Consider the following 12,879-nt stretch of genomic DNA (forward strand, 5'->3'; position numbering starts at 1 on the left):
GAGGCTCTCACTCGCACCGCTGGCCTCACGGGTGACAATTCGTGTCGGGGGAGCGAGGTATGTTCTGGTTGCGACGAAAGAGGTCGCCACTCACACTCACGCATCCGAGGCATTCCGGCTCGGGTGGATACGAGGTGCAACCGCGCCTCGTATCTCGGGGGAGTGGCGACCTTTCTCGGCTCGCCACCCCTTGGCTACACGTTCCGCACTGGGCAATTCCGCCGTGCCGGGTCAGGCCGGCTCTGCTGCGATCCGCCCCGATTTCACCGCGGCGACCAGCGTTGCGTGGTCGGATTCGGTCTGATCGGCGTAGCTGACGGCATACCGTCCGATCACCTCGTCCAGGTCCGTGTCGCTGGCGAAGTAGCCGGCGAGCGCCCGCGGATCGAGCGAGCGGGTGTGTGCACGCGCGAGCAGGGCGCCGGCGAGCCGGCCGTAGTCGTCGAGATGGTCTTGTTCCAGACCGGTTGGATCGATGTCCCCTTTGAGGTTTCGGAACTGCCGCACGATGTAAGGGAGGCCGTCGATGGTCGTCCAGCCCAGCAGAATGTCTGATTCCGCCTGCACCAGCCGGGCGCCGTGCACGATCCGCTTGCCCTCGTGTTTCGGCTCGTCGACAGGTAGATACGCCGATAGTGCGGACGGCCGGGCCTGCTTCAGTTGAAGTACGAGCACTTCGTCCCGATTACCGTGCAGCAGGGCTATATAGCTGCGCAGACCCACGCTGCCGGTTCCGACGATCCGGAACGCGACGTCGGACACGGCGAATCGGGTGATCAGGTTCCTGCGAGACTCGCGCAGTGACTCGACATACCGTTCCAGACCATCGGTCACGGCATCGGCGGTGGCGCGATCGACGTGGGTGAGGATCGGCGGGTCGTCGATGAACCGTCGTCGGCGGATCCCGGTATCGTGATCTTCGAGGTGGGCGGTCCATTTCTCCGCCACCTTCTCGCTCGTATTACGTCGTGCTTTCTGCGCAGCCTTGTCGAAGTCGTCGAGCAGCGCGTCGGCCTTTGCCCGCTCGAGCACCGATTTGTCCGGCAACGCATTCCAGGACTGAAGGAATGGCAGTTCGGCGAGATCGCGGATGGTGCGTCGATACGATTTGACGGCGTCTTCGGCGGCCTCGATGCAGCCGTTTTCGGACACACCGCCCTCGCGTCCGGCGAGGACCAGGCTTGCTGCGAGGCGCTTGAGATCCCATTCCCACGGGCCGGGGACTGTCTCGTCGAAATCATTGATGTCCATGACGATCTGACCGTCCGGCGTCCCATACAGGCCGAAGTTGGCAGCATGGGCGTCACCGCACAGCTGCGCTGTCAATCCGGTAACCGGAGAGGTGGCGAGGTCGGCCGCCATCAGGCCGGCGGCGCCGCGGAAGAAGGCGAACGGGGAGGCGATCATCCGGCCGATTCGCAGCGGGATCAGATTTGCCAGCCGTCCCTGATTGCTGGTCTCGACGAATTCGAGCACATCCGGCCGTCCTGCGCCGGCCGCGGCGCTCTCGTGCGCACTCGACGGCACAGTGGCCCGCAACGCGTCGCCACACGCGAAGACGTCGTCCGCCTCGATCGGGGTTCGCAGGTCGACGGCTCGCGCTCGATTCTTCGTCACCACGGCGACACTATCCCAGGTCCTCGCGGCTATCCGCTCGTCGGCGCCATCCCATCGCGCGCGTCTGCCGTCGCTACCTGCGAAGAATGGGCCTCGCGAGCCGGATCCATCGTGCTGCCGTATCGCCAGGACGGGTCGCCGTCTCCGCCACACGACATTGTGGCGGCCGAGTGGTTATGCTTCGGTTTCCGGTGGTCGGCAGCATCCGGCGCTGGAGACACGTCCCGGCGGCATGCCGTGCCGCCGGGCCTTCCTTAACGGAGGAACGCCATGTCCGCTGAATCCGTCGCCGCCACCCCCGAGTCCGCCGGCGGCCACATCCGATTGACCTCACACAGCGGCGGTGTCGGAGCCCTGCCGATCCACTGGGGCGCACCCACGGCGTCCGAGCGCGGTCCGGTGGTCGGCACCACCACCAACCGCGCCCACCGCAACGTGATCGGAACGCACAGCGGCTCGTACAGCATCTACCGGGCACTGGCGGTGGCGTCGGGCGCGCTGTCGCGCCACCACAAGGCCGACCTCACCAATACCGCGCCCACCAACATCATCGGCCCGTATCCGCAGTGGAGCGAGCCCGGCAAGATCGTGAGCCTGGACCCGTGGGGCGCCACGGTGGCCGAGGTCTTCGCCGCCGAACTGGCGGCCGGTCACGACATCCGCCCCAGCATCGCGGTGACCAAGGCGCACGTGATCCTGCCGGAGGTCATGGAGGCTATCCAGAAAGGTCGTCTGCATCCGGACGGCCGCTTCCTGCTGCCCAGTGGTGCTGCGCTGGTCACCAAGGCGGCGATCGAACCCGTCTGGCACCTGCCGGGTGTGGCGGAGCGCTTTCACTGCAGCGAGACGGATCTGCGCCGCGTGCTGTTCGAGGAGACCGGCGGCATGTACCCCGAGCTCGTGACGCGCTCGGACCTCGAGGTGTTCCTGCCCCCGATCGGGGGTCAGACCGTGTACATCTTCGGCGACGCGCGTGACCTGGCCGATCCTGGCGTGGAGCTGACCGCACGCGTACACGACGAATGCAACGGGTCGGACGTGTTCGGCTCCGACATCTGTACCTGCCGCCCGTACCTCACGCATGCGATCGAGGAGTGCATCCAGGGTGCGCAGCGTGGTGGTGTCGGCTTGGTGGCGTACTCCCGCAAGGAGGGCCGTGCGCTCGGCGAAGTGACCAAGTTCCTGGTCTACAACGCGCGGAAGCGCCAGGTGGGCGGCGACACGGCCGATCAGTACTTCGCCCGCACCGAATGCGTGGCCGGCGTGCAGGACATGCGCTTCCAGGAAATGATGCCCGACGTTCTGCATTGGCTGGGCGTCAGAAAGATCCACCGCCTGGTCTCGATGAGCAATATGAAGTACGACGCCATCACCGGCTCGGGTATCGAGGTCGTGGAGAGGGTGGACCTCCCCGCGGATCTGATCCCGGCCGACGCGCGCGTGGAGATCGACGCCAAGATGGCGGCCGGCTACTTCACGCCGGGCGCGGTGCCGGACGCGGACGAACTGGCGAAGGTCAAGGGCCGGGAGTTGGACGGATGAGCGTGATCGGCGTCCGTCCCGACCTGGACACCGGGCGGGCGGAGGGTGCGGCCGCGGCTCTGCGTACCACGTCGGCTGTGCGGGAGCGCGCACGACAGCTGCTGTCCCGTGCGCGCGAGGGCGATTCACTCTGGTTCGCCGTCGACGACGACGCGTTGCACTCGGCCGCGGCCGAGGTTGCCGACGTCACGCGTGCCCGCTATCCGGACCTGAAGATCCCGTACCACAGCCGCTGGCGCCATTTCGAAGCCGGCGGCGTAGACCGCAAGGCCGAGCTGGACACACGGCTGGCTGCGCTGGACGCGCCGGTCCGCGCTCGCGCCATGATCGACCTGGCCGTGGTCAGCGTGCTGCTCGATGCAGGCGCCGGTCCCGACTGGCATTACGACGAGGCAGCCAGCGGGCAGAGCTTCGCCCGTTCCGAGGGCCTGGGCGTCGCGAGCTGGCACGCGTTTCTCGGCGGCCTGTTCTCGAGCGACGCGGCACACCCGCTTCAGGTAGATGCGGCCGGACTGCGCGGCCTGGATGCGAACCGGCTGGCCGAGGTGTTCCAGGCCGGCCCGTCCAATCCGCTGGTGGGACTCGAAGGTCGCGTGCTGCTCCTGCGACGGCTGGGTGAGGTGCTCGGCGCACGGCCCGACGTGTTCGGCTCGCAGGGCAGGCCGGGTGGCCTGTTCGACCTGCTGGTCGCCCCGCAGGGTGCGGCCACGGCGACGGTCGCGGCCCACGACATCCTGTCGCAGCTCCTGACGTCGCTGTCGGGCATCTGGCCTGCGGGCAACGCCATCGGTGCCGAGCCGTTGGGCGACTGCTGGCGCCATGACGCGGTGGCCGGTCCCGGCTTGACCCAGGGCTGGATGCCGTTTCACAAACTGTCGCAGTGGCTGTGCTATTCGTTGCTGGAGCCCTTCCAGTGGGCCGGCGTTCGGGTGGTCGGGGTGGATGCGCTGACCGGCCTGCCCGAGTACCGGAACGGCGGCCTGCTTCTCGACACCGGCGTGCTCCGCCTGCACGATCGGGCCTGGGCTGCGCAAAGCTGGACGGCCGGCGACGAATTGGTAGTCGAGTGGCGGGCGTTGACGGTTGCACTCCTGGACGAACTGGCCCCGCAGGTGCGCGCGCGCCTGGGCGTGGATTCCCGGGCGATGCCGCTGGCCTGCGTCCTGGAAGGCGGCACCTGGGCGGCGGGCCGTGCGCTGGCACAGCGCTCGCGCGGCGGGCTGCCGCCGCTGGTCGTCGTCAGCGACGGCACGGTCTTCTAGAACGAAACGAGGACGAATACATGGGCACGGTACACGTGATCGACCACCCACTGGTGCAGCACAAGCTCACCATGATGCGCCGTAAGGATGCCTCCACCAACAGCTTTCGTCGACTGGCGAACGAGATCTCCGCGCTGATGACGTACGAGGTCCTTCGCGACATCCCGATGCAGGAGATCGACGTCGAGACACCGTTGGAATTCACGACCGGCAAGGTCATCGACGGCAAGAAGCTGGTGTTCGTCTCCATCCTGCGCGCGGGCACCGGCATCCTGGACGGCATGCTGACAATTGTGCCGGGCGCGCGCGTCGGCCATATCGGTCTCTACCGCGACCCCAAAACCCTCGGAGCCGTGGAGTACTACTTCAAAATGCCCGGCGATCTGCAGGAGCGCGACGTGGTGGTGATCGACCCGATGCTGGCCACCGGCAACTCTGCCGTGGCGGCGGTGGAGCGGCTGAAGGAATGCGGCCCCAAATCCATCAAGTTCGTGTGCCTGCTGACCTGCCCCGAAGGCGTTGCCGCCCTGCACAAGGCGCATCCCGACGTCCCGATCTACACCGCCGCCGTCGACCGCCAACTGGACGAACACGGCTACATTCTGCCCGGTATCGGGGACGCCGGCGACCGCCTCTTCGGCACCAAGTAGTAGGCGCTGTCGTCACAGGGCAGTGGTTTCCGGCGCTTCGAGTTCGGTGTCCGGGTGGCTGGGGAATCGCAGCGCGAGTGCTGTCTTGATCTCGACGTGACGCAGCAGGAAGGCGCGCTCGTCGAGTCGCTTGCGCCGCAGCCAGCCGGTCACTTCGTCATTGCATTTACTGGCGTTGCACGAGCCGCAGGCCGGGGCGATGTTGTCCAGGGTGTAACGTCCGCCGCGGGACAGTGCCTGCACGCAGTCGCGTTGCAGCGGCTTGTCGGTCGCGCCGCAGTACGCGCAGCCACCCCACGCCTCGGTCAGCGCACTCCACTGCTCGGCGGTGAGGTCGTGCTCGACACTCTCCATCCGACGCTTGCGTTTACGGGCGCCCCTGGCCCTGCGACTCCGGTTGACCGCCATCGCCCCAGCGTAGGACTCGGGACGGGTCAGCCGGTGACAGGGGGCACGCTCTGCTCGAAGCTGAACACGTTCTCCGGGTCGTAGGTGGCCTTGACCTCGCGCAACCGCTCGCGGTTCGAGCCGTAGTACTCACGTTCCCACTCCGACTCGGCGGCGTTGGGCACGTTGACGTAGGCGCCGTCGCCGTAGGGGCGCAGTGCGCGCCAGAAGTCGGTCGCCCAGCCCAGCGCCGTCGAGTTCAGGGTCGGGTCGTTCCAGGCGGCGCCCGGCTCGCAGTAGAACAGCGCGTCACGGTGCGGGAACGCGGATCCGCCGGGCGGCGCCTGCCGCACAGCCCCACCGAAGCTCGAGCAGAAGAAGTTGCTCGGCGGACTGGGCGTGTTACCCATACAGCGGACGATCAGATCGATCGCCTCGTCAGGGAAGGGCCGGGTGACGAACTGCGAGTAGAACTTCCAGAGTGCGACGTCGTTCGGCCCCCTGTCGACCTCGCCGTACACGGTCGGCCAGGCGTCCTCCGTCACACTCACGTCGGGATTCCCGATCGTCAGCAGCGAGCGCAGCTGGTCCTCGAGTTCTCGCCGCGAACCGCCATACATCAGCGCAGACAGTTCGACCGCGCTCGAATCCACCTCGAGCGCGCTGGTCAGCCGCTCGTCGGCGACCGGCGCGTCGCGTTGCCACGTGCGAAGCAGGGCGGCCAGGTCGCCGTGACCGGTCCACCGCGCGACGAGGAATGTGACGTTCGAGAGCTCGTGAAGCCTCAACGTGTAGGACGTCGCAATCCCGAAGTTACCGCCGCCTCCACCACGGCACGCCCACAGCAGGTCGGAGTTGCTGTGCTCGGTGGCCTCCACGATTTTCGCCGAGCGCGAGCCGTCGGCCACCACGACGTCCACGGCGAGCAGGTTGTCGCACGCCATGCCCATGCAGCGGGTCAGCAGCCCGAAGCCACCCCCGAGAATCACACCACCGAGACCGACGCCGCCCTCCGAGCCGGTCGGTACGACGAAGCCGCGTTGCCCGAGGGCCGCGACCGTCTCCTTCTGCGTCAGACCCGTCCCGACCGTCGCCGTGCGTGCCGTTTCGTCGATCACGATGCTCTTCATCCGACTGACGTCGACGACCAGCCCGCCGTCGATCGACGACCAGCCTTCGAGGCTGTGGCGGCCGCTGCGGGCACGCAGGGCGATGCCTTCCTCGCGAGCCCAGCGAACCGCATTGATCACGTCCTGTGTGTCACAGCAGAACACGATGGCCTCGGGGTACCGGGAATACAGGCGGTTCCAGCCGACCCGCGCCGCCTCGTAGCCGGAATCGCCCGCACGGACCACCTCACCCGTCAGCTTCGCGACAGTGGCAGTCAGGGGCTTCACCTCACGATCAGTGTGAGAAGACATCGGCGTCTCCGGGCTCGGTGTCCAGTACCTCGCGTTTGAAGATCAACAGGTAGGCGAAGTACACCCCGCCCGCGAGGAGCAACCCGACCGCTATCAGGATCGAGGTCACGGCACTCGAGGGCGACACGATGACGAACAGCACGACAGCCGACCAGACCAGCGCACCGATCGCGACCGGCATTTCGAAGCGACCGAGATCGAACGCGCCCTCCTTACGATCCAGTCGTCTCCGCACCGCAAGATAGAGGACGATGATCGCGCCGTAGAGGACCGCCGAGATGACCGTCCCGACCGTGAGCAACTCCAGCAGTGCGCCACCAGGCAGCACGGCCATCAGGACGACTCCCACGACGACGATCAAGATGGTCGCCGGAATGGGTGTCTGCGTACGCGAGTTGACCCGGCGCATCAGTCGGTAAGCAGGGAAACGTGCGTCGCGCGACATCGCGAACACCATCCGCGAGCAGGTGGCCAGGGTCACCATCCCGGCGCCGAAGAATGCAAACGCGATCGCGACCAGCAGCGTCCTCTCCATCACCGGACCCAGTTGATCGCGCAGGATCGCCGCCACCGGCGTGTCACTGGCGCTCACCCGGGGGATATCTTTGATCGCGATCGTGAGCGCGATCAAGAACACCAGTCCCAGCACTGCCGCCGCCACGACCGATCCCACGATCGCGCGCGGGACGCTGCGAAACGGATCCTTGGCCTCTTCAGCCATATTCGCCGCGGAGTCGAAGCCGACGAGCGTGGCGAGCCCCATGATCATCGCAGCCATCAACCCGCCGCCGACAGCGAAATAGTTGGGGGCGCCCTCGGTGATACCGCGCGAGGTGAGGTTGTCGACCGAGCCCTCGCCCGTGATCGCCACAGCGACGAAGAGTCCGATTGCCAGCACCACGACGATCACCAGTTCGAGCCCCACCGCGCCCGACGTGATCAAGCCGACGAGGCGCGTCGAGAACACGACGAGCACCGCCTGAACAAGCACTACGACGAGTGTGATCACGCGTGCCGTGTCCTCGTCGGGCTGCATGCCGAACAGCGGCATGAGCGCGGAGCTTGCCATCGCGTTGTCGACCGTCACCACGCCGAGCGCCAGGTAGCAGAAGGTCAGCCAACCGAACAGCCAGCCGACTTTCGGGTTCGCCAGCCGCGAGGCCCATTGGTAGGAGGAGCCGCTGAGTGGGATGCGGGCCGCGAATTGGGCGATCACCAGCGCCACCAGGGTCTGCCCCAGTGCCACGATGACCCAGAGCCAGATTCCCACCGGCCCGGCGTCTCGGAGTACGTCGTCGTAGGTGCCGAAGATCCCGACCGCCACCGAGATGAATGCGAACGAGACGGCGAACACCTGAAAGGAGCCCAGGGTTCGCTTCAGCTCCGGTTTGTAGCCGCAGTCTTGACATTCTTGATCGGCGTTCTGTGCGCCCATCACGTTTTCTGCCGTCATCTCGGCCGCCTCACGTTCAATCGGGAACTGCGGAGAAGTGGAATCGTTCGAAGAGACCCGTCACAACGAGGCTCGTTCCGCGATCAGAGCGAGACCGGTCTGTTTTATCGTCCTCCTCGAGGGTGCGGATGTCATCGATGGTTCGTCTGTCTAAATACTCCGAGACGCGCACGGCACGCGTCATCGCACACGTCTCGGCCGCCGAGGCCATTGGCCCCGGCGGCCGCGAGACTGTACTAGTGATCCTGAGTGAGTCGGCGTCGCACCAATGTCACATCCAGGGCATGTCGGGATCGAGCGAGTGGGAGATCACGCCGTCGTCGGGCTCGAGGGGGTAGTTGACCTGGTGGATGGTGGCGCCCTGCTGGGAGTGCACGGAAGCGGCGGCGGGGCCGAAGAGGGATGTGCCGCCGGGCTCGACCAGGGTGGTGCCGGGCTCGACGAGGGTTACCTGGTCGGGCACGTCCTCGTCGGGGGCGTCGCAGGCGACCATGGGCCATGCGTTTGCGCAGCCGATACGGTCCCTGACCTCGACCTTGTACGGGGAGAGTCCGGATTCGGGGGAGACGACTTGCGGGAACGTCGACTGGGCGGGTGCGGCGGCGGCAGTGGCGCTCTGGGCCATGAACATTCCCAGTCCGAGGGCGGCGCCCGTTGCGGCTGCTGCGGCGATGCGTGTCTTCGTCGAGTTCATTGCGTTGCTCCTGAGTGTGGTGTGTGGATTTCCGTGTCCCCTTGTGGACGAACACCAGTCTTCGCCGGAACGCGGGCCCGGCAACGCCCCCTAAAGGGGTGATCGGCCATCCATCCAGGGGTGGATGTTTGCACCCCAGGGGAGTTCCGAATGCGTGAAAGGGCAGTGGCCTATTGCGGCCGGGACGTCAGAGATAGAGGTCGACGAGGGTACTGATCACGGACCAGTGCGTGGTTCGTGCCCGCACGGTTCTCAACTCGGGGTAGACGGTGCGGAAGGTGCGCGCGAGGGCCACGCTGAGTCCGCCGGTGATGTCGGGCAGCCCCGAGCGGGTTTCGGTGGCGAGGATGCCGTCGAGAGGCGGGTAGTCGGCCAGCCGCTCGACGATCGGGTCAACCCGAAGGCTGGGGCCGAGCTCGCGGAACAACCCGATGTTCTCCTGCAACCCTCTGGTGATCGGCAGGTCGGTGGGTTCGACGATGTGCCGGTGCTGGGCCGCCGCGCTCTCCTGCGCGACGAGGAGCAGGTCGTAGAGTTTCGCGGTGACGACGTCGTCGAATCGGTGAAAGTCGTCCCTGACGACGCCGAGGCTGGCGACGTCCCGGAAGATGTCCGCGAACTGGTCGAACGTCATGAGCGCCCCGTGGCTTCCGACCTCCGCACGTTTCATGAGGTGATCATCCCCCGCGATGCGGTCACACATCCGGCGAACCGCGCGCACAGGGTATGCCGTTGTCCGGCACGACGTCCTACGTCCGGTGTGAGGGCCGTCCTGTCCACGCTCCGGACGTGAGAACCGGGCCTGTGTGGTCTGCTCATGGGTTGTGCAGGACCACGAACAGCGAGTACAGCGAAAGATATGACGTCGACGAAGTGGACGCGGTGGTTGCCGTTGGCCGCCGTCGCGGTGCTCGTCGTCGTGCTCGCGGCGAGCGGGATGATTCCCGTCTGGCCGGGACTGCTGCACCTGGTCGCGCTGCCGCCGCTGGATCAGTTCGCGGACCTGCGACTTCTGCTGGTGCTTACCGCCTCGTGGCCCCAGTTCCTGGTGCTGCTGGCGGTGGTGTCGGTCGTGCGGGTCATGCTGATGGCCTGGCTTCTCGGTGGACTCGATGCCCGACGCGTCCGCTTCGCCGCGATGTTCTACGCGACGGCGTTCGGCCCCGTACTCCTGGCGACGCTCGGTGACGCGACCGCCTACGCGGCGCTGTATTCGCGGGCGTTCTGGCCGGCGGTGGCGCTGATCGGACTGCTGGTCGTGATACTCGGCCCGGTCCCGTGGCAGGGCGAGGTCACCCTGCGCGGGGCGATGGCGCGGGCGTGGCGCCGCGGCCTGCGGATCGAGGTGATGGCGCCGTACTGCGCGGCGGTCCTCGGGCTCGGCGCTCTGGCCGACCGGGCCCCGGCCGTCACTGTGCTGCTCGTGCCGATCTCGGCTGCGGCGACGGGACTGACGGTGTGGGCGATGGACCGTGCGCCGCTCACCCGGCCCGTCACGGCGCTCGCTGCCGTCCTCGTCGCGTTGACTGCGATGTCGGTGGTCTTTGTTCAGACACGACGCTATGACGATCCGGAACCCGGGTCACCACAGGCCGGTTCGCTGTTCATCATGTCCGGAATCAATTCGCGTTCGGGGCAGGGGAGCATGCACCGGGCGGACGTGCGCCGGCTGGGTTACGAATGCGATCAGGTCTACTACTTCTCCTACGCCGGCCCCGGTGACGGACAGCCTCAGCGCGACTCGACGTGTCCGATCAGATCGGGGGCCCCGTACGAACCTGCCGACACCCAGCGGCCCGTCGAGGAACAGGTCTCGCTGTTTGCCGAACAGATCGTGAACCTGCAGCGGCCGTTGACCGTTGCCGCACATTCCCACGCCGCCTGGATTGCGTGGGAAGCGGTCGCCACGGGTCGGGCGCGGGTCGATGTGCTGGTGCTGGTGGGTGTCTTTCCGGAGACCCCGCTCGGCTTTCCGCCTCCGGATGTCGACCGACCGGGCAGGGTGTTCGGCGACCTGTTGCGGTGGGCGGCGCCCGTGACCGACGTCGTCTTCTTCCACTTCGACCCGGACACGCCCGCGGCACGGCAACTGCTCGGCACCGCCGGCAGCGCACAAGCCATTCTCGGCGAGCCGCTGCCCGGGGAGGTGCGTGTTCTGAGTATCACCTCGGCTGCCGATCTTCCGCTGATGCCGCACGGCTGGAGGCTGGACGTCGAACGCAATGGCTGCCCGGTCCGCGCCGCACACTCGTCGCTGCCCACATCGGCAGCCTTCGACGACGAGGTGATCCGGTTCCTGGACCACCGGGATCCTCCACCGTGCCCGATGTCGCGGGACTGGGGTGCGATCGTGATGCGCGCGTTCGGCGTACCGCCGAGCGGGAGCTGACGGCCACAGGTGCGCCCCGGCGGTCCGGATCGACGACACCGAATTGTGTCGAAGCGGACGAGGCGATTTCTCGGACGCCGGAGTGCGCCGCGGAGTTAAATGAATGACGCAGGCGTAATGGATTTCGGCAGCGAGTAAGCCCAACTCAAGGTCCGCCGCCGCCCGCTCCGGTCGCGTCGCAACCGTGCGGGAGGCATAGCGTCGGGGTGCGCGATGATCGAAGCAGTGACAGGGCTCCTTGCGAGGAGAACCGAACCCGCCGACGTGCGATCCGACTCACCCGATCACATGGATCACGACGAACGTGTCGGCGGCGTCGCACTCCGAAGACTCCTTGCGGTGGCGACGTTGACACCAGCGCAGGCCGCGCTGCTCGTCGCGGATGCGCTCCATCAGCTCGAATTGGCGCGTGGCGAGTGGCCCTACCCGCTCCGCCTCCGGGAAGTGACGGTGTCCGACAGTGGCCAGCTCACGATCGAGTGCGCGGACAGTGCGTCCCGGCACGACACGAACGAGGAGGTGGCCGACCTTCTCCGAAGTATCGCGACGAACGGCCGCGATTCGGCACTGGCCGACCGGTTGCACGAATCGCTCGCCGAAACAACGGATCTGGATGCGTTGGTGCAAAGGGTTCGTCGAGCGATCGCACCGGACGTCGACCCGGCCGAGGAGAGAAGGAAGCGCTGCCAACTCGCCGGGCTCGTCGCGGCCACCATGGGACGGCCGCGTCCTGACAGCCGGGTGGTGGGGGAGCGAGCGGACGTCGAGGACTGGCCCTTTGTGGCGGCCGGACCCACCCTCGCGCCGTCAGGATGGTTCCCGCCGGTCCGGAATCCGTGGCATCGCAAGAGGAGACGGCCGTCGCGGCGGCAAGGAGCAGTCGGCCTGATCGCGATCCTGCTGCTCGTCGCTGCAGCGTGGATGGCTCCACGGGTGTGGTCGGAGCTGCGCCGGGGATGGGACGCCGTCCTGAATCCCGTGAATCCCACGGAGCAGAATCAGATTCGGGCCGTGTCGCCGCCGCCTCCACCGGAACCCCCGGCTGATCAGCCGGCGCCGCCGACGATCGATGCCGGCCGGCCGCCGCCGCCCGTCGACGTCGGTGCCCCCGCGAGCGCGGGGCCGATCACCCTCGTCACGGTCACACGCGCCAACGGGGAGTGCCGGCCCGGGCAAGCATGCGCGATCCGCGTCGACATTCGCCTCGATCCGGCAGCGGCTGTCGGCGCCGTGACCTGGAAGGTCAACGTGTACGACCGCTGTTCCGGCGAGGTGCGGGCCACCAGTGACGTGACACTGCCCGTTCAGCCCGGATCACAACAGGTGTACGGCATCGTCCGGACGGATCTGCCGCCGGACGCCGCGCTCGCCGTCGCAGCCGTCACCAGCGCCCCGGCGACGGCCGCGTCCGAGCCGCTGCTGGTGCCCGCCGAAAACGCTCGCTGCTGAGCGCCGGGGGGAGGG

Annotated in this window: 11 protein-coding genes; 5 read left to right on the forward strand and 6 right to left on the reverse strand. The window is 67.3% G+C overall.

Going from position 1 to position 12,879, the window contains the following annotated elements:
- Positions 1-231 precede the first annotated feature (231 nt).
- On the reverse strand, positions 232-1,617 hold the full coding sequence (locus WKC72_RS22155) for a DUF2252 domain-containing protein (RefSeq protein WP_370179185.1): 1,386 nt from the start codon (positions 1,615-1,617) through the stop codon (positions 232-234).
- Positions 1,618-1,887: 270 nt separating this feature from the next.
- On the opposite strand from WKC72_RS22155, the gene WKC72_RS22160 reads away from it, so the two are divergent.
- From WKC72_RS22160 to upp, 3 genes are read left to right on the forward strand one after another with little or no spacing between them, the layout of a single operon-like run.
- Positions 1,888-3,159: a GTP cyclohydrolase II gene (locus tag WKC72_RS22160; protein ID WP_112298273.1), complete on the forward strand. Its 1,272-nt coding sequence runs from the start codon at positions 1,888-1,890 to the stop codon at positions 3,157-3,159.
- Positions 3,156-4,421 (forward strand): URC4/urg3 family protein, encoded by a 1,266-nt coding sequence (locus WKC72_RS22165; RefSeq protein WP_112298272.1) that lies wholly within the window; start codon positions 3,156-3,158, stop codon positions 4,419-4,421. The genes WKC72_RS22160 and WKC72_RS22165 overlap by 4 nt, the downstream gene beginning before the upstream one ends.
- A gap of 20 nt (positions 4,422-4,441) precedes the next feature.
- The gene (gene upp / locus WKC72_RS22170; RefSeq protein WP_005246597.1) at positions 4,442-5,071 is read left to right on the forward strand and encodes a uracil phosphoribosyltransferase; all 630 of its coding nucleotides are present in this window, start codon (positions 4,442-4,444) and stop codon (positions 5,069-5,071) included.
- A 12-nt stretch (positions 5,072-5,083) separates the two neighbouring features.
- Here the strand turns inward: upp and WKC72_RS22175 are convergent, their stop codons facing one another.
- The 5 genes from WKC72_RS22175 to WKC72_RS22195 all read right to left on the reverse strand — a co-directional run bounded on the left by WKC72_RS22175 (position 5,084) and on the right by WKC72_RS22195 (position 9,696).
- On the reverse strand, positions 5,084-5,425 hold the full coding sequence (locus WKC72_RS22175; protein WP_370184453.1) for an HNH endonuclease: 342 nt from the start codon (positions 5,423-5,425) through the stop codon (positions 5,084-5,086).
- Between the two features lie 80 nt (positions 5,426-5,505).
- Complete coding sequence (locus WKC72_RS22180) at positions 5,506-6,879, reverse strand: FAD-binding oxidoreductase (protein WP_370179189.1); 1,374 nt, start codon at positions 6,877-6,879, stop codon at positions 5,506-5,508.
- Positions 6,863-8,332 carry an APC family permease gene (locus tag WKC72_RS22185; RefSeq protein WP_370179191.1) on the reverse strand — a complete coding sequence of 490 codons (1,470 nt, stop codon included), beginning with the start codon at positions 8,330-8,332 and terminating at the stop codon, positions 6,863-6,865. Before WKC72_RS22185 ends, WKC72_RS22180 begins: the two co-directional genes overlap by 17 nt.
- Positions 8,333-8,603: 271 nt before the next feature.
- Positions 8,604-9,026, reverse strand: coding sequence for a hypothetical protein (locus tag WKC72_RS22190; RefSeq protein ID WP_112298269.1), 423 nt, complete (start codon positions 9,024-9,026; stop codon positions 8,604-8,606).
- A 187-nt stretch (positions 9,027-9,213) separates the two neighbouring features.
- Complete coding sequence (locus WKC72_RS22195) at positions 9,214-9,696, reverse strand: DUF1931 family protein (RefSeq protein WP_370179193.1); 483 nt, start codon at positions 9,694-9,696, stop codon at positions 9,214-9,216.
- A gap of 189 nt (positions 9,697-9,885) precedes the next feature.
- Between WKC72_RS22195 and WKC72_RS22200 the strand changes: the two genes are divergently transcribed.
- Positions 9,886-11,415 (forward strand): hypothetical protein, encoded by a 1,530-nt coding sequence (locus tag WKC72_RS22200; RefSeq protein ID WP_370179195.1) that lies wholly within the window; start codon positions 9,886-9,888, stop codon positions 11,413-11,415.
- A 213-nt stretch (positions 11,416-11,628) separates the two neighbouring features.
- Positions 11,629-12,864 carry a hypothetical protein gene (locus WKC72_RS22205; protein ID WP_370179197.1) on the forward strand — a complete coding sequence of 412 codons (1,236 nt, stop codon included), beginning with the start codon at positions 11,629-11,631 and terminating at the stop codon, positions 12,862-12,864.
- Positions 12,865-12,879: the final 15 nt, after the last annotated feature.

The sequence above is a fragment of the Rhodococcus wratislaviensis genome (assembly GCF_041228765.1).
GTDB lineage: Bacteria > Actinomycetota > Actinomycetes > Mycobacteriales > Mycobacteriaceae > Rhodococcus_F > Rhodococcus_F wratislaviensis.